Here is a 16,354-nt window from a genome sequence, read left to right on the forward strand (position 1 = left end):
AAGAGGTGCCGCGAATTTCCGGTACGCCCGCAGGCCTCGACAGTCTCCGTTTCCCCCACTGTTCTCACCGTCCTCACCGTACTCACTGCGGCTCAGGTTGCCCGCACCGCGCCGACGGGAGAAACTGGGACGTCCCATCTGACGTTTCCTGAACTGAAAGCTGGTTCCATATGGCAACCCCGACAGGGCCTGCAGGGCCGACAGGACTGAAGACCCCCGCAGGTGCGGAACCGCGGTCCTTCCTCGACCGCTACTTCCACATCACCGAACGCGGCTCCACAGTCGGCACCGAGGTCCGTGGCGGCGTGGTCACGTTCTTCGCGATGGCCTACATCATTCTGCTCAACCCGCTCATCCTGGGCACCGTCGCCGACCGTGACGGCAATGTGCTGGGAATCTCCCCGGTCGCCGCCGTCACCGCCTTCGCCGCCGGCGTGATGACGATCGCCTTCGGCATCTTCGCGAAGTATCCGTTCGGCATCGCCGCCGGCCTCGGCATCAACACCCTCGTCGCGGTGACCTTCGTCGCCACCGAGGGACTGACCTGGCCCGAGGCAATGGGCCTGGTCGTCATTGACGGTGTCATCATCGTGGCACTGGCGGTCTCCGGATTCCGGGAAGCCGTGTTCCACGCGATCCCCGCATCCCTGAAGTCGGCGATCACCGTCGGCATCGGACTGTTCATCGCCTTCGTCGGTGTCGTGGACGCCGGCTTCGTCACCCGCAACACCGACGACATGAACACCACCGTCCCGGTCAGCTTCGGGGTCGGTGGCTCCATCGTCAGCTGGTCCGGCGTCGTCTTCGTCGTCGGCCTGGTGATCTGCGGGATCCTTGCCGCACGGAAGGTCCGCGGGGGCCTGTTCATCGGTATCGTCGCGACCACCGTCTTCGCCGTCATCGTCCAAGCGGTCGCCGGGGACCCTGACGACTCCCCCTCCACGGGATGGCACATGGCTGTCCCGGCCGTCCCGGACTCCCTCGGAGGTCTGCCGGACCTGGGCCTCATCGGCAACGTCGACCTTTTCGGCGCCTTCACCAGGGTCGGTTTCCTCTCCGCCTGCCTGCTCATCTTCACCCTTGTGCTGTCGAACTTCTTCGACGCCATGGGCACGATGACAGGCCTCGGCAAGCAGGCCGGCCTGGTCGACAAGAATGACGTCCTGCCCGACATGCGCACCGCCCTGATCGTCGAGGGCGCCGGTGCGGTTGTCGGTGGCGCGGCCTCGGCGTCCTCCAACACGGTCTTCGTCGATTCCGCCGCGGGTATCGGCGACGGTGCCAGGACCGGGCTGGCGAACATCGTCACCGGTCTCATCTTCCTCGCAGCCATGTTCCTCACCCCCCTCTACGAGATCGTGCCGATCGAGGCCGCCGCCCCGGTTCTCGTCATCGTCGGTGCGATGATGATGGCGCAGGTCAAGGACATTGACTTCGGCAACCTCACCACGGGCCTGCCGGCATTCCTCACGATCGTCATGATGCCGTTCAGCTACTCCATCGCCAACGGCATCGGCATCGGTTTCGTCGCCTATGTCGTACTGCAGCTGGGGACCGGCAACTGGCGGAAGGTCCACCCGCTGATGTACCTCGTCGCGGTGCTCTTCGCCGTCTACTTCGGGATCGACCCCATCAAGGACGCCATCGGCTGAGCAGGACCCTGATCCGGGGACCGGACTCGGCGGCCGACCGCCCCGGCCCACCCGCTAGGCTGACCGGGGTGGAACCTGTGACCGTCATATCCGATCCCCTGGACCCCCGCCTCGACGACGTCCGGGACCTCAACTCCTCCGACCGCCGTCCCGACCTCCCCGGAGGCAGGGGCCTCGTCATCGCCGAAGGTAACCTCGTTGTCCCGCGGCTGATCTCCTCACGCTTCCCGGTGCGCTGCGTGGTGGGTTTCCCGCGGCGCCTGGCCGAACTTGCGGACGCCGCGGCCGCCGACCCTGCTGTCGCGGCAGGTCTCTCCGGTGTCCCTCTCTACGAGGTGGACCGGGAGACACTCGCCGACGTCGCCGGATTCGACATGCACCGCGGCCTCGTCGCTGCCGCCGACCGGGTACCCGAGCCCACCGTCACCGAGGTGCTCGACGGACTGGACCCCGGCAACCGCGTCATCGGCGTCCTCGAAGGTGTGGGGGACCACGAGAACATCGGCGCCCTGTTCCGCAATGCGGCGGGGCTGGGGGTCGGTGCGGTGCTTCTCGGTGCCGGGTGCGCCGACCCGCTGTACCGGCGGGTCGTGAGGGTGTCCATGGGGCATGTTCTCCGCGTGCCGTTCGCACACATGCCGGGGAAGACAACCACCTGGCAGAGAGGTTTGTCGGACCTCCGTGACCGTGGCTACCGGGTGGTGGCGATGACGCCGAACACGGAGACCACCCTGGAGGACGCTGTCCGTGGGGCGGGGAGAGTCGCCGTCATGGTCGGTGCGGAGGGGCCGGGGCTGACCGAACATGCGATGAGGGCGGCGGATGTCCGGGCGAAGATCCCGATGGCACCCGGCACCGACTCACTCAACGTGGCCACTTCGGCCGCCATCGGCTTCTATGCGGCGACGTCGCCGGGTGCTGCGGATGCCGCTCAGCGTCCGGTCTGACGGGCACGTCGGCGTACCTCGTCGCCGATCCGGTGCGCGCCGGAGCGGAGCCACCTGAACCCCCACCGGACGCCACGGAGCACGGAGACCGCGGCACCGCGCAGCAGTTCACCGGTGGGGCGGGACTCGCCGTCATTGTCAGGGCGGTCAGCGTAGTCGTCGTAGTCGTCGGTGACGGTCGTGGCGTCCCCGGCGGTGCCGGCCCGTACCGGAGGGGCCGGCACGGCGGGAACCGGGAGGTCACCGGGCCGCCCCGTGCGGACCTCAGGGCGCCCGTCGACGGCGAAGGCCGCGACCGGGATGTCGATCTCGTCGGAGACCCGGAAGCCCAGCCAGTGGGTGACAGCGGCGGCAGCCATCTCGGAGGGACGGAACGGCAGTTCGATTCCGTGTGCCTCGGTGTCCCCCTCCCAGAAAGCCGCCTCGGCGGGCAGCGGGAGTCCGGTGTCCTCGATGATGTGTTCCCGGGTCGCGTAGAAACAGCGGGTCATCCGACCGCCCACCCAGTGGGCGAAACCGCCCAGGCCGTCACGGTTGCCGGGAGTGTGCACCGTCACGAGCAGGTCGGCGGTGGGGATCATCCGGGTCAGGGACGCGAAAGGTGCGAAAGGCTCTGTGAGCTGGGGCAGGCCGGACAGTGACCAGTTGTGCGGGACATCCGGAAGGACGGTCTGCACGACAGTGAGTCCCCGGTATCCGCCGATGTAGAACTCTCCGTCGCCGGGGGGTGCGGACCGGTTCATGTCGAAGTCACCGATGTGGGTCAGCGGCCAGGCCGGATTGAGCTGGGCGAGAAGCTTCCGCGCGTATCCCCGGTCGGCTGCAGGCTCCGCGGCGAGAACGGCACGCGGATCCGCCGCGGTGATGAACCAGAGGGTGACGACCTGTTGTGACCCCATCCGTCATTTCCTCCGCCGGGGTGGGTTGCGGACCCCGAGCAGCACATCCTCCCAGTGCGGGGTTGCAGCGCCTTTCCTGCGTCGGGAAGGGTGGGACGGGGATCTGCCGACCGCATCGCCGAACAGGTCCACGGTCGACCCGTCACGCCTGGCGGGGCCCGGTACCCCGGTGTCACCGTCCGCGCCGGTGGCCCCGTTGTCGCCGGTACCGCCGTTGCCGGCGGCGTCTCCGTCAGTGGGGAAGACGTCGTCGACGACGTCACCGTTCCCGTCGAACCCGTCACCGGGCTCTCCGGCCCCGGGTACGGGGGTGACACTGCGGACCGGCCGGTTGAACCGGGGGTCGATGAGGTCGCCGGCGACCGAGTTCGCGGGCTCGACCGTGGACGGTCCGGCTCCCGGCCTCCGGGCGGGTACCCAGCGGAACTCGGCGACGAACTGGGTGGCACCCCGTCTGTTGCCCCGGGTCCAGGTCACGGTGACGATCCAGGCGTCGGAGGAGTCCATGGCCGCGTCCCACTCGGCGGCTCGGACATCCTCCCCCCGGGCACCGAACGCGGTGGCCAGGACCTCCCAGAGCGTGTGCTCCGCCGGACCGTCGGCGCGGACGGGGTAGGCGTCCCTGGCCAGCTGGGCGATACGGTGCCGTTCCATCTCGATGGGGTGGGCGTACGGCAGGAGACGGGACTCCGGTTCGCCGGTTTCCGCGGCGAGCTCGGCGACGGTCGCCCCGTGCCGGAGGCGTTTCTGGATGTCCCGGGGACGCAGACGGACCTTCTCCCTGCGCTCTTTCGGGGCAGTGCCTCCGCCGCGACCGTCGGCTGCCCCGGAGAGGGGGCGGACGGCGGGTCCGGTTGAGGTGGGGGTCGTGTCGGCAGCCTGTCCGGCACCTGCGGATTCTATGCCGCCGGTGGTGGGGGAGGCGGTGAGGATCTCCTTCAGCGGGCCGGTGACCTCCAGCAGGAAGCGCTCACCGTCCTCTGCGGAACCGGGGACGCGCAGGACCAGGGAGGTGGCGTCACTGTCGCCGGGGACGAACTCCAGTTCCTGCATCGGGACCTCCGTGGTGGTAGTGAAAGCTCTCTCGCCTGCGACTGTAGCGCACACCTGCACAGATACGTCGGAATGACGGGCTGTTCCCTTCCACGGACCGGTTCCGGAGATCCCGGGCGGTGCGGCTGTTACCGGGAGGCGACGCCGGCGTCGAGGATGTAGTCCACGGCCCTGGTCAGGGTACGGATGTCCTCCGGCTCGATGGCGGGGAACATACCGATCCGCAGCTGGTTGCGTCCCAGCTTGCGGTAGGGCTCGGTGTCCAGGATCCCGTTGGCACGCAGGGTCTTGGCGATGACGGTGGCGTCCACCGAGTCGTCGAAGTCGACCGTGCCGACGACCAGGGACCGTCCTGCAGGGTCGGAGACGAAGGGGGTGGCCTCGGCACGGGACTCGGCCCAGTTGTAGAGGATCGCGGAGGATTCGGAGGTCCTCTCGACCATTCCCTCGAGCCCGCCGTTGGCGTTCATCCATCCGACCTGGTCAGCCATCATCAGCAGGGTGGCGACGGCCGGAGTGTTGTAGGTCTGGTTCTTCCGGGAGTTGTCCACGGCGGTCTTCAGGTCGAGGAACGCCGGAATGTAGCGGCCGGAGGCCTTGATCTCTTCGACGCGCTCGAGCGCGGCGGGGGAGAAGGCTGCGAACCAGAGGCCACCGTCGGAGGCGAAGCACTTCTGCGGGGAGAAGTAGTAGATGTCGGTCTCGGAGATGTCCACGGGGAGACCGCCGGCACCGGAGGTCGCGTCCACGGCGACGAGGGCGTCCGTCGCAGGCCGGTGGACGGCCACCATCGCGCCGGTGGAGGTCTCGTTGTGGGCCCAGCCGACAAGGTCGGCGTCGGTGCCGTCCAGTTCGGAGGACGCCGGGGCGGCGCCGGGCTCGAAGGCGTGGATCTCCGGGTCGGCCAGCCAGGGTGCCTTCGTGGACACGGTGGCGAACTTCCCGGAGAACTCGCCATAGGTCAGGTGGGCGGAGCGTTCGCGGATGAGGCCGAAGGCCGCGGCGTCCCAGAAGGCGGTGGCCCCGCCCAGTGAGGTGATGATCTCGTAGCCCTCGGGAAGCTGGAACAGCTGCGCCAGGCCTTCCCGGACGGAACCGACGACGTTCTTGACGGCCGCCTGGCGGTGGGAGGTCCCGATGATGTCCCGGCCTCCGGCCACGATCGCGTCGATCTGGGCCGGCCGGACCTTGGAGGGACCGCAGCCGAACCGGCCGTCGGAGGGGAGGAGGTTCTCGGGGAGGGTCAGGAACTGATCGCTCATGGTGAGGTACTGTCCGCTTTCTTCTTGTCGTCCCCGGATCTTGTGGTGATCCCGGAGTGTGCCACGCATCAGCCTAACCTGTGGACGGCCCGTCCGGAACAACAGGGAACGACTACCGGGGGCCGCAGGGGCGGGTGCGCGGTCGACGGCGCACCCGCCGTGCCGGGTACCGTTTCATAAGGGGGAGAGTCTGGGGGTACCCGTGGCGCGGAGTATCCGGTACCGGCGTGTTGCCTGTGTCGGGAATTCTGTAGAGTGTGTCCTATCCCACGACCGCCCGCGGTCCGGTCAGTCCGGCCGTGTGCCCTCCTCCGGGCCGCCATCACTGGTGGCGATCGGACTGTGGACGTAACCGAGAACTTGAGAAAACATCGAAAGGGATGTCAATGGCTTCCGAGAACCAGGACAAGGCCGTTCTCCACTACCCCGGTGGCGAGTACGAGATGCCGATCGTGAAGGCGACCGAAGGAAACTCCGGTTTCGCACTGGGTAAGCTCCTCGCCGAGACGGGTTACACGACGTTCGACCCCGGGTACGTGAGCACCGGTTCCACCAAGTCGCAGATCACCTACATCGACGGAGCCAACGGGATCCTGCGTTACCGCGGCTACGACATCGCCGACCTCGCCAACAACGCCAGCTTCAACGAGGTCAGCTACCTGCTCATCAACGGTGAACTCCCGAACGAGACCCAGCTCGAGGACTTCAACCACAACATCCGCAAGCACACCCTGCTGGACGAGGACTTCAAGAGCCAGTTCAAGATCTTCCCCCGCAATGCGCACCCGATGAACGTTCTCGCGTCCTCGGTCAACATCCTTGCGACCTATTACGAGCATGAGCTGGACCCTCTCAACAAGGACTTCCAGCTCAAGAACACCTACCGGCTCATGGCCAAGGTCCCGATGCTCGCCGCGTACGCCTACCGGGCGTCCAAGGGCAAGCCGTACATGTACCCCTCGAATGCGCTGAACGCCCGGGAGAACTTCCTGCGCAACATGTTCGGCTACCCGACCGAGGAGTACGAGATCGACCCGGTGGTCGCCAGGGCCCTCGACAAGCTGCTCATCCTTCACGCCGACCACGAGCAGAACTGTTCGACCTCGACAGTCCGCATGGTGGCGTCCTCCCAGGCGAACATCTACGCCTCCATCGCCGCCGGCGTCAACGCGCTGTCGGGCCCGCTGCACGGTGGAGCCAACCAGGCGGTCCTGGAGATGCTCGAGGACATCCACTCCAACGGTGACGACGCCACCGAGTTCATGGCCCGGGTGAAGAACAAGGAGCCGGGCGTCAAGCTCATGGGCTTCGGTCACCGCGTGTACCGGAACTACGATCCCCGTGCCGCCATCGTCAAGGAGTCCGCGCACGAGATCCTGGACCACCTCGGTGGCGACAACCTGCTGGACCTGGCGATGAAGCTGGAGGAGATCGCCCTCAACGACGACTACTTCATCAGCCGGAAGCTGTACCCGAACGTCGACTTCTACACCGGTCTGATCTACCGGGCCATGGGCTTCCCCACGGACTTCTTCACCGTGCTGTTCGCCATGGGCCGGCTCCCGGGCTGGATCGCCCACTACCTCGAGCAGGTCAACGACCCGACCGCGAAGATCAACCGGCCCCGCCAGATCTACACCGGCGAGACCCTCCGCAAGGTCACCCCGCGCTCCGAGCGCTGACACCGTACCCGGTGCCGCCCCACGCGGAACCGGGTCACCATCGTCACTGCCGCCGGCAGCTGTCACCCCGCCCCGCATGAACAGCGGTCGGCGGGGCCTGTCATATCCGGGGTCTCCATCGCCTGACCTGCCGGTTCCCCTCCTTCCGCCCTGGCTGTTCCCCTCCGGCCTTCCCCCGGTCACACCGGTTCCCGGACGGGGTCGGGGAGTTCGCGCTCCTGCCTCGACCGGGGTTTTCCGCGTGCAGCTGGTAGACTGGCGCGGTTGTATCCGACGAGAAGAGGAGTGTGACCGAGATGGTCAAGCCGCAGATCGACGCCCAACAGGGGCCGGCCCCTGAAGAACTGGTCATCGAGGACATCACCGTCGGTGACGGCGCCGAGGCCGTGGCAGGCGGCATGGTCGAGGTCCACTACGTGGGCGTCGACTACGAGACCGGGCAGGAGTTCGACTCCTCCTGGGACCGTGGAACCACCATCGAATTCCCCCTCGCCGGGCTTATCCAGGGATGGCAGGACGGAATCCCCGGCATGCGGGTGGGAGGACGCCGCAAGCTGACCATTCCCCCGGAACTGGCCTACGGCCCTGTCGGCAGCGGCAATCCCCTGGCCGGCCGTACCCTCGTGTTCATCATCGACCTCGTCGACGCCCGGTAGCGCCAACGGGTAGCGCCAACGGGTAGTGCGAACCGGTATCCACACCGGTGGGACTGTGGTCAGCTTCTGACGACAGTCAGCCTTTCACGACGCTGCGGAGACGCAGGGTGTTGATCCTGCCCAGTTCCCGGACCGTCGTCTCCCATTCCGTGACGGTCGGGTTCTCCAGCCGGCGGCGTAGCAGTCGGAGGACCTCGTGACCGCCGATCCCCTGGGCACAGACGAGGAACAGGTGGTGGAAGCGCTCTTCGTAGCGCCGGCACAGGTCGGCGATCTCGCTGAGGACCTCAGGTGGAGATTCCAGGATGAATGACTGCTCTTCCCTGGAGTAGATGTCGGAGGTCTGTTCACCGAGGACCGGGTGAGCCTGGATACTGTCGAGGACCTCGACCCGCGGCATTCTGAGCAGTTCGCGGTGTGCGACATCCAGGAGGTGCTCCAGGTTCCGGAACGGGGCGGCTGCGGCGACCTCTTCCCCGAGAGTGGGGTTGTAGAGCAGGTCGCCGATCATCGCCGAAATCTGGGCAGGCGTCATCCGGTTCAGCTCGGCGAGGGTGGTGTGGAACGGCGTGGCGGTCCGGGTCGGGGCGATGAGCTCGGAGTCTGAGGAGTTCTCGGCGATGGCCTGTGATTCAGTCATGTACCCAGGAAACCCTGTCGTCGTTTCCGCCCTGTTACGGGGCGGTGACCCCGAACGTTAACCCTCCGTCAGCGCAGTTAACTGACAGTAGTCGCCGTTAACTCACCCCCTTTCGGGGCGGCAGGTCCGGACCTGTCAGGTCCTGCCGTCCCCCGTCGGGCTTCCCCGGCAGGCACTCCCGTCCGGCTCCCGGGCCGTCACCGTCGCCGCAGTGCCTGGATCCAGCCGAGCTTCCGGCCGTTGTGGAGGATCGACGCCCGGTATATTCTCGCGACAACCACGAGGACCAGGGTGGTGACCACGGCGAACAGCAGGAACGACGCGACCAGGCCCACCCCGGACAGGTTACCTGCGGCGAACTGCATCGGTGCCACCCCCATCGACACCGGCGGCACCCACGTGAGCACCTGCATCACCGGGGTGTCCAACGCCGAGAACCCGAACGCCGGCGGGTACAGCGCCGCGAAGAGCAGCAGCATCACCGGCATCTGCGTACTGCTGAGGTCCTCAGCCCGGCTCACCAGAGACCCTGCGGCGGCGTACAGCGAACTGAAGAAGAGCATGCCCAGGACGAAGGCGACCAGCAGCACTACCAGTGTCAACGGATCCAGATCCACCTCGCCGAGCAGGTCGGTGGCGGACATGGCGGCCACCGCGGACCCCAGGATGACGGCGGTGCCGGCGAAACCGATGACCAGCATCGCGAGCACCTTGCCGGCGAGCAGGTCGAGCGGCCGGATGGTCGCGAGAATGATCTCGACGACCCTGGACGACTTCTCTTCGGTGACCCGGCCCCCGACATTGCCGGAGAAGATCATGATGAAGGTGACGATCACCATCGTGCCCAGCATGGTCGTGACCACGGCAGGGGCCGTGTCCCCGGAATCCGAGTCGGAGACGTCGACTGTGTGGAGGGTGGCGTCCGGCATCGCCGCCGCAAAGTCCGCGGGGTCCACGCCGACCGCGTCAAGTGCCTCGGCCTGAGTGACCGTGGCGACGACCGCCCCGGCGGCGGCGGACAGTGCCGGGTCAGGGGCACCGTCGCTGACGAGTTCGAACCGCCCGTCAGAGCGCACGAGAGCGGCGTCCTTTCCGTCGTCCTTCACCGCCGCGGTCGCCTCCGCGAGGTCGGCTGCCGCAGTCACCTCGATCCCGTCGCCGGTGACGGTCGACACGGTGGCGGTGTCGACTCCGGAGACGACCAGTGACGGACGGTCCTCACCACGGTCGCTGAGCCAGCTGAGAATGAACACCCCGCCGACGACGACAATGAAGACGATGGCTGTCGAGATGATCAGACTTCTGCTGCGCAGGGCGACCTGGATCTCGCGGCCGGCGACCGTGCGGACCGCGTCGAGATGAGAGTACCGGGAGCTCATGACGCCACCACTTCCTTGAACAGTTCGTTGAGATCGGGAACGCGACGGGTGAACCCGTGCACCGGGCCCGCGGCGAGAGCGGCGTTGAGGATGGTCTGGTCGTCGACACCACCGGCGTCGAGGAGAACAGTGGAGCCGTCGTCGCCGGGACCGCCTTCGCCCCCGGTCATCCCGGTGACTGTCGTTCCCGGCGGGTACCAGTCGCGGGCGGGGGTCCTGATCTCGAAGATGACCGGACCCCGGCCGCGGAGCTCGTCGACCGTGCCCTCGGCGCGCATCTCACCGCGGGTGATGATGCCGACCCGGTCGCAGAGGCGTTGCACGAGGTCGAGCTGGTGCGAGGAGAACAGCACCGGTACCCCTTCGGCGGCCTTGGCGAGCAGCATCTCACTCATGACCGACACCGCGACCGGGTCTAGACCGCTGAAAGGTTCGTCCAGGATCAGCAGGGCGGGGTCGTGGACCAGACTCGCGGCGAGCTGGACCCGCTGCTGGTTGCCCAGGGACAGTTCCTCGAGCCTGGAGTCGGCGCGGTCCGCCAGTCCGAGCTGTTCCAGGAGCCCTGCGGTGGTTTTGCGGGCGGACGCCCTGGTCAGTCCGTGGAGTCTGCCGAAGAACTCCAGCTGGTCGGCGATGCGTTCCTTGTCGTACAGTCCGCGTTCCTCCGGCATGTATCCGATGGTCCGGCGGATGTCGTCGTTGACGGGGGTGCCGTCGACCCGGGCTTCGCCGGAGTCAGGGGAGAGGACGCCGAGGGTGATCCGCATCGCGGTGGACTTTCCGGCGCCGTTGGAGCCGACGAATCCGTAGACCTCCCCCGGGTTCACCGTGAAAGTGAGGTCGTTGAGGGCCCGGACGGTGGATCCGCCGGTGCTGAAGGTCTTGGACAGGTGGTCCAGTTCCAGGGTGGGCATCAGGTGCTCCTCTGGTCGTTGTCGGGCAGTTGCGGTGCTGCTGAGTCGGTTGACGGTTCGCTGGTGGGGTCGGTGGTCCGGTCCGGCGGCACCGGACCGAAGGTCGTGGCGTAGGCGATGGTCGGCATGGCGACGGCGGCGAGAACCCCCAGCAGTGTGAACAGGCCGCCGGTGTACATCCACCTGTCCAGGCTGCCGATGTCGGAGGCGCCGAGGATGATCATGAAGGTCGAGGCGACCATGGCGAGGATCACGAGCCATCCGTAGGCGGTGACCTGCCAGGTCCTCAGGACCTCCAGTTCGTACTCGTCGAGTTCCTCCTCGGGAGCGACATCGCGGATATTGATGACGGTGCGCAGCATGGTCCAGTTGGCCAAGGAGATCACAGTGAACAGAAGCCAGGCGAACATGACGGGCGGCCAGAAGACCTGGATCACGCTGATCACCGTGCCCAGTGCCAGGGATCCCAGGTAGGTGCGGACAAGCAGCCGGGTGCGGTGCGGCGTCCTCCAGCCGGAAAGCCGGGCGGAGACTGCGTCGCTGCGCCGGCGCCAGCGTTCGCTGCGGTCCCGGAGCCGGACGTTGATTCGGGAGGAGAGGGCTGTGACGGGGTTCAAGGGGCGTCCTTCCTGGTGTTCCGGTAGATCTCCGAGGACAGGGGAGGGAACTCCGTGCGGCTGAACACCGCTTCGACGGGGAGGTCGAAGACCTCGCACACGCGGAACGCGAGATCGAGACTCGGGTAGTGGTCACCGCGTTCGAGCGCGCCGACCGTCTGGGGGTTCACGTCGAGCAGATCGGCGAGAGCCGCCCGGGTCATGTTCCGCTCGGCGCGCAGCACCCTGATCCGGTTGTGGATCGGGGCGGCAGGTTTCTTCCGTGGTGACACAGCAGCAAGTGTTGTATAAAAGCAACGAAGTGTCAACAAAACAAGCAAAATATATGTTGAATACATCTGGAAGACACGTCCACGCGCATACCCTCGACGGGGACGCCGAACCCCTTCCGCGACGGACGGAGAAAATTCGCGTACAACGGGACCCATGACTGCACCCACCGACACGATCACACTCAATGACGGACACACCATCCCCCAGCTCGGACTGGGGGTGTGGGAACTGACCCCCGAGGAGGCGTACTCCTCGACCAGGGCGGCCATCGCCGCGGGCATCCGCCACATCGACACCGCCGCCGGTTACGGCAACGAGGCCGAAGTGGGACGCGCCGTCGCGGACGCCGTCGCCGACGGCGAGGTCACCCGCGACGACCTCTTCATCACCACGAAACTGTGGAATGCCGACCAGGGCTACGATGACGCACTCGAAGCACTCGGAGTTTCCCTGGACAACCTCGGACTCGACCACGTGGACCTCTGGCTCATCCACTGGCCCGTCGAGAAGTGGGACCGCTACGTCGACACCTGGAAGGCCTTCGTCACAGCACGGGAGGAGGGCAGGGCACGGTCCATCGGAGTCTCCAACTTCTACCCCGAGGTACTCGACGAGATCGTCCGCGCCACCGGCGTGACCCCCGCGGTCAACCAGATCGAGATCCACCCCGGATTCTCCCAGCAGGAGCAGCGGGCCGACAACCTGTCACGCGGCATCGCCACCGAATCCTGGTCCCCGCTGGGCCGGGGCGTGCTCGGACACCCGGTCATAGAGAAGATCGCCGCGGAACACGGTGTCACCCCGGCCCAGGTCGTCATCCGCTGGCACCTCGACCAGGGACTGATCGTGTTCCCGCGTTCCCGCCGCCCCGAAAGAGTCGCCGAGAACGCCGACGTCGCCGGGTTCAGCCTCACCCCGGACCAGGTCGAGGCCATCACCGCCATCGACGACGACCCCGACTACTCAGGCCGCATCGGCGCCGACCCCCGTGACGCGGTGTTCGGTACCCCCCTGGCCTGAGCAGAGGACCCGGCCGGACCGGAAGTGGCACGGGCAGGAGAGGCCCGGGTCGGACAGGCACGGGCAGGAGAGGCCCGGGTCGGGGGACGGCAGCACACCTGCACGACACGCGTTCGCGACACACCGTCGCAGCACGCCGTCACAGCACGCCGTCACAAGGTGAGAGACAATGGGCCCCATGACTCGAGACGTGCTGAAGTCGGAGACCGACGGACCGGTGACCCTGGTGACCCTGACCCGGCCGGAGCGCAGGAACGCCCTGGACGCGGAGGTCTGCACCGCCGTCACAGCGGCCCTGTCCGGCACCGGGCCCGGTACCCGGGCGGTCCTGCTCCGCGGAGAAGGGCCTGCATTCTGCGCCGGGGCGAACCTCAACGGAGGGGTCTACGAGGACGATTTCTTCACCGCGCTGGAGAAAATGCTGACCACCGTCACCGAACTGCCGGTGCCCGTGATCGCCGACATCCAGGGCCCGGCGGTCGGAGCCGGCTGCCAGCTCGCACTCGCCTGCGACCTGCGGGTGACAGGACCGGGCGCACAGCTGTGGATTCCCGCGGTGGACCACGGGTTCGCCCTTGACCCCTGGACGGTCTCCCGTGCGGTCGAACTGCTCGGAGGGTCCGTCGCCCGCAACATGCTCATCGCGGGCGAGAGGATCGGAGCCAGGGAGATAACGGCCACCGGCTTCGCCACCCGGGCCGGGAACCCCGGGGACGCCCTGGCCTTTGCCCGGGAGGTCGCCGCCCAGGCACCCCTGGCGACAGCCTGGTTCAAGAAGGCCCTGAACCGTCCGGGTGACCCCGCACTGGCCCGGGAGGCCGCAGCCTGCTGGTCCAGCAGGGACGTGAAAGAGGCGCGGGAGGCACGCGCCGGACACCGGGCGCCGGTTTTCGAGGGAAGGTAGGCACCGTGGCGGACACACCGGAGAACACGACCGGGAACACGACCAGCAACCAGGCAGAGAGCACGGGCGCTCCGGCGCTCACCGGCCTGACCTCCGCAGAGGTGGAGAGACTCACCAGGCAGGGGCGTGCCAACGTCACCGGCCGCGGTACGGGCCGCAGTGTCGGACAGATCATCAGGGCGAACGTCTTCACCCGCGTCAACGCCATCCTCGGCGTCCTGTGCGCGATTGTCCTGTCCACCGGGTCGGTGATCAACGCGGCCTTCGGCCTGCTGATCATCGCGAACTCCGCGATCGGTGTGATCCAGGAACTCCGCGCGCGCCGGACCCTGGACAACCTGAAGATCGTGGGCGAGACCCTCCCGACAGTCATCCGTGACGGTGAGCGGGTCACCGTCCACCAGACCGAGGTCGTCGAGGGGGACCTGGTCGTCCTCCACTCCGGTGACGAGATCGTGGTGGACGGACCGGTGGTCTCCGGGGCAATGTCCGTTGACGAGTCCCAGCTCACCGGGGAGTCGGACCCGGTGCACAAGGAGGAGGGGGAGGAGCTGCGTTCGGGCTCCTTCGTGACCTCCGGTCATGCGGTCTACCGGGCGGAGAAGGTCGGCACACAGGCCTATGCGGCGCAGCTCGCGGCGAAGGCCAGCGAGTTCTCGTTGACGGATTCGGTGCTGATGAACGGGATCAACAGCATCCTCAAGGTCATCACCTGGCTGCTGATCCCCACCGGCATCCTGACGATCTGGACCCAGCTCGCCCGTTCCGGAACCGACCTGAAGGAGTCGATCCTGTCCATGGCCGCGGCGATCGTGCCGATGGTTCCGGAGGGCCTGGTGCTGATGACATCCATCGCCTTCGCCGCCGGAGTGATACGCCTGGGACGTTACAAGGCACTCGTCAATGAACTGGTCGCCATCGAGGGACTGGCCCGGGTCGACACGGTGTGCACGGACAAGACCGGGACGCTGACGACCAATGAGATGGAACTGGACGCCGTGTGCGCGGCTGACGGCTCCACTGCGCCGGACAGGGCGCGGGAGGTGCTGGGCCGGCTCGTCGCCTCCCAGGAGGACCGGAATGCCACGGCTGCGGCGATTCTCGCGGCGATGCCGGACGCGCAGCCGTTCCCGGACTCCGCCGAGATCCCGTTCAACTCCCGCTACAAGTTCTCCGGCGTGAGAACCTCCGGTGACGCGTGGATCCTGGGTGCCCCGGACGTCCTTCTGGAGCAGGACGGGACTGCGGCGCGGACGGCGAAGCGCCTCGGTGACCGGGGGCTGCGCGTCCTCGCCTTCGGCCGGGTCGACGGTGACCTGGCGGTACCGGGGGAGGACGCCACCATGCAGGACGCCCCGGTGCTGGAGGACCCCTGCCTGGTGACCCTGCGCCAGCAGCTGCGGCCGGATGCGCGTGAGACCCTGGACTTCTTCGCGGCCCAGAATGTCGACCTCAAGATCATCTCCGGGGACAACCCGGACTCGGTCAAGGCGGTGGCGGCCGGGGCGACGGACAGGGAGCTCGTCGCCGTGGACGCCAGGAGCCTGGTGGGACTTCCCGAAGATCAGTTCGACGCGGAGATCGCCCGGGCCAATGTCTTCGGTCGGGTGAGTCCGGAACAGAAGCAGGAGATGGTCGAGTCCCTGCACCGCGCCGGGCGCACTGTCGCGATGACGGGGGACGGGGTCAACGATGTCCTGGCGCTGAAGAAGGCCGACATCGGGGTGGCGATGGGGTCAGGGTCTCCCGCGACACGGTCGGTGGCGCAGCTGGTTCTGCTGACGAACCGTTTCTCGGCTCTGCCCCGTGTCGTCGCCGAGGGACGTCGGGTGATCGGGAACATCGAACGGGTGGCGAACCTGTTCCTGACGAAGACCGTGTATTCGGTGGTGCTGGCTCTGGTGGTCGGCGTCCTCGGCATCTCTTTCCCGTTCCAGCCGATCCATGTGACGATCACCGGGTGGTTCACCATCGGGATCCCGGCTTTCGTCCTGTCCCTGGCTCCGAACACGGAACGGCCGAAGGACGGTTTCGTCCGCCGGGTGCTGTCTCTGGCGTTGCCCTCGGGACTGCTGATCGGGGGGATCGCGGTGGCGATGTGGATCGCGGTCTACCCGGGCGGCGATGCCCCCGCCCTTGAGCGGGACCGGGCGGGTACCGCGGTGCTGCTGGCCCTGATCATCATGGGCCTGTGGGTGCTGGGGATCGTGGCCCGTCCGCTGGTGTGGTGGAAGGTCCTGCTGTTGTGCGGGTGTGTGCTCGGGTACGTGGTGATCTTCACCGTCCCCTTCCTGCGTGACCTTGTGCTGCTGGAGCCGGGGGACACCGGTCTGATGACCGTGGGTGCGGTCGTGGGCGTCTGCGGTGCCGCTGTCATCGAGGTGGTTCACCGGGTGCTGCGTGCTGTGGCCGCCCGCCGCAACGGAAAGTAATTGACGCGTCAACTAGATGGGTCC

The 16,354-nt window shown here is 67.3% G+C and carries 15 protein-coding genes; 7 read left to right on the plus strand and 8 right to left on the minus strand.

Annotated elements, in window-relative coordinates; translation table 11 throughout:
• The first annotated feature begins 170 nt into the window (after positions 1–170).
• Together E0E18_RS12070 and E0E18_RS12075 are read left to right on the plus strand one after the other, a co-directional pair.
• Positions 171–1,652 carry an NCS2 family permease gene (locus tag E0E18_RS12070; protein ID WP_066590103.1) on the plus strand — a complete coding sequence of 494 codons (1,482 nt, stop codon included), beginning with the start codon at positions 171–173 and terminating at the stop codon, positions 1,650–1,652.
• A 68-nt stretch (positions 1,653–1,720) separates the two neighbouring features.
• Entirely contained in the window at positions 1,721–2,599 is an 879-nt protein-coding gene (locus E0E18_RS12075; protein ID WP_161972289.1) for a TrmH family RNA methyltransferase, read from the plus strand.
• Here the strand turns inward: E0E18_RS12075 and E0E18_RS12080 are convergent.
• From E0E18_RS12080 to serC, 3 genes are all read right to left on the minus strand, one after another.
• Positions 2,584–3,498: a DUF6928 family protein gene (locus tag E0E18_RS12080; protein ID WP_130841031.1), complete on the minus strand. Its 915-nt coding sequence runs from the start codon at positions 3,496–3,498 to the stop codon at positions 2,584–2,586. The two genes, E0E18_RS12075 and E0E18_RS12080, sit on opposite strands and share 16 nt — an antisense overlap.
• Before the next feature lie 3 nt (positions 3,499–3,501).
• Entirely contained in the window at positions 3,502–4,551 is a 1,050-nt protein-coding gene (gene sepH / locus E0E18_RS12085; RefSeq protein WP_130841033.1) for a septation protein SepH, read from the minus strand.
• Positions 4,552–4,679: 128 nt separating this feature from the next.
• A complete protein-coding gene (serC, locus tag E0E18_RS12090; RefSeq protein ID WP_130841035.1) occupies positions 4,680–5,813 on the minus strand; it encodes a phosphoserine transaminase in 1,134 nt (377 codons plus the stop codon).
• A gap of 386 nt (positions 5,814–6,199) precedes the next feature.
• Between serC and E0E18_RS12095 the strand changes: the two genes are divergently transcribed.
• Positions 6,200–7,495, plus strand: coding sequence for a citrate synthase (locus tag E0E18_RS12095; protein ID WP_066590113.1), 1,296 nt, complete (start codon positions 6,200–6,202; stop codon positions 7,493–7,495).
• A gap of 296 nt (positions 7,496–7,791) precedes the next feature.
• On the plus strand, positions 7,792–8,151 hold the full coding sequence (locus E0E18_RS12100) for an FKBP-type peptidyl-prolyl cis-trans isomerase (RefSeq protein WP_066590210.1): 360 nt from the start codon (positions 7,792–7,794) through the stop codon (positions 8,149–8,151).
• 76 nt (positions 8,152–8,227) lie between these two features.
• On the opposite strand, the gene E0E18_RS12105 is transcribed toward E0E18_RS12100, so the two are convergent.
• The 5 genes from E0E18_RS12105 to E0E18_RS12125 form a co-directional block, all read right to left on the minus strand.
• Positions 8,228–8,791 carry a 2-oxo-4-hydroxy-4-carboxy-5-ureidoimidazoline decarboxylase gene (locus tag E0E18_RS12105; protein WP_066590115.1) on the minus strand — a complete coding sequence of 188 codons (564 nt, stop codon included), beginning with the start codon at positions 8,789–8,791 and terminating at the stop codon, positions 8,228–8,230.
• Between the two features lie 197 nt (positions 8,792–8,988).
• Entirely contained in the window at positions 8,989–10,170 is a 1,182-nt protein-coding gene (locus E0E18_RS12110) for an ABC transporter permease (RefSeq protein WP_066590117.1), read from the minus strand.
• A complete protein-coding gene (locus E0E18_RS12115) occupies positions 10,167–11,084 on the minus strand; it encodes an ABC transporter ATP-binding protein (protein WP_130841038.1) in 918 nt (305 codons plus the stop codon). Before E0E18_RS12115 ends, E0E18_RS12110 begins: the two co-directional genes overlap by 4 nt.
• Positions 11,084–11,701: a hypothetical protein gene (locus E0E18_RS12120; RefSeq protein WP_130841040.1), complete on the minus strand. Its 618-nt coding sequence runs from the start codon at positions 11,699–11,701 to the stop codon at positions 11,084–11,086. Before E0E18_RS12120 ends, E0E18_RS12115 begins: the two co-directional genes overlap by 1 nt.
• A complete protein-coding gene (locus tag E0E18_RS12125; protein ID WP_066590125.1) occupies positions 11,698–11,973 on the minus strand; it encodes a helix-turn-helix transcriptional regulator in 276 nt (91 codons plus the stop codon). Before E0E18_RS12125 ends, E0E18_RS12120 begins: the two co-directional genes overlap by 4 nt.
• 154 nt (positions 11,974–12,127) lie before the next feature.
• Here E0E18_RS12125 and E0E18_RS12130 point away from each other — a divergent pair, with 154 nt between their 5' ends.
• The 3 genes from E0E18_RS12130 (at position 12,128) to E0E18_RS12140 (ending at position 16,330) form a co-directional block, all read left to right on the plus strand.
• Entirely contained in the window at positions 12,128–12,994 is an 867-nt protein-coding gene (locus tag E0E18_RS12130; RefSeq protein WP_066590127.1) for an aldo/keto reductase, read from the plus strand.
• Between the two features lie 178 nt (positions 12,995–13,172).
• A complete protein-coding gene (locus E0E18_RS12135; RefSeq protein ID WP_237559773.1) occupies positions 13,173–13,898 on the plus strand; it encodes an enoyl-CoA hydratase in 726 nt (241 codons plus the stop codon).
• Positions 13,899–13,903: 5 nt separating this feature from the next.
• Positions 13,904–16,330 (plus strand): HAD-IC family P-type ATPase, encoded by a 2,427-nt coding sequence (locus tag E0E18_RS12140; protein ID WP_130841046.1) that lies wholly within the window; start codon positions 13,904–13,906, stop codon positions 16,328–16,330.
• The last annotated feature ends 24 nt before the right edge of the window (positions 16,331–16,354 follow it).

The organism is Corynebacterium neomassiliense, from assembly GCF_900626215.1.
In the GTDB taxonomy this organism is placed as follows: domain Bacteria; phylum Actinomycetota; class Actinomycetes; order Mycobacteriales; family Mycobacteriaceae; genus Corynebacterium; species Corynebacterium neomassiliense.

What these genes read in the sequence shown, in the direction of transcription:
- E0E18_RS12070 (WP_066590103.1), top strand. Translation starts at nt 171, where the DNA reads ATGGCAACCCCGACAGGGCCTGCAGGGCCGACAGGACTGAAGACCCCC.
- E0E18_RS12080 (WP_130841031.1), bottom strand. Translation starts at nt 3,498, where the DNA reads ATGGGGTCACAACAGGTCGTCACCCTCTGGTTCATCACCGCGGCGGAT.
- sepH (WP_130841033.1), bottom strand. Translation starts at nt 4,551, where the DNA reads ATGCAGGAACTGGAGTTCGTCCCCGGCGACAGTGACGCCACCTCCCTG.
- serC (WP_130841035.1), bottom strand. Translation starts at nt 5,813, where the DNA reads ATGAGCGATCAGTTCCTGACCCTCCCCGAGAACCTCCTCCCCTCCGAC.
- E0E18_RS12095 (WP_066590113.1), top strand. Translation starts at nt 6,200, where the DNA reads ATGGCTTCCGAGAACCAGGACAAGGCCGTTCTCCACTACCCCGGTGGC.
- E0E18_RS12100 (WP_066590210.1), top strand. Translation starts at nt 7,792, where the DNA reads ATGGTCAAGCCGCAGATCGACGCCCAACAGGGGCCGGCCCCTGAAGAA.
- E0E18_RS12105 (WP_066590115.1), bottom strand. Translation starts at nt 8,791, where the DNA reads ATGACTGAATCACAGGCCATCGCCGAGAACTCCTCAGACTCCGAGCTC.
- E0E18_RS12110 (WP_066590117.1), bottom strand. Translation starts at nt 10,170, where the DNA reads ATGAGCTCCCGGTACTCTCATCTCGACGCGGTCCGCACGGTCGCCGGC.
- E0E18_RS12115 (WP_130841038.1), bottom strand. Translation starts at nt 11,084, where the DNA reads ATGCCCACCCTGGAACTGGACCACCTGTCCAAGACCTTCAGCACCGGC.
- E0E18_RS12130 (WP_066590127.1), top strand. Translation starts at nt 12,128, where the DNA reads ATGACTGCACCCACCGACACGATCACACTCAATGACGGACACACCATC.
- E0E18_RS12135 (WP_237559773.1), top strand. Translation starts at nt 13,173, where the DNA reads ATGACTCGAGACGTGCTGAAGTCGGAGACCGACGGACCGGTGACCCTG.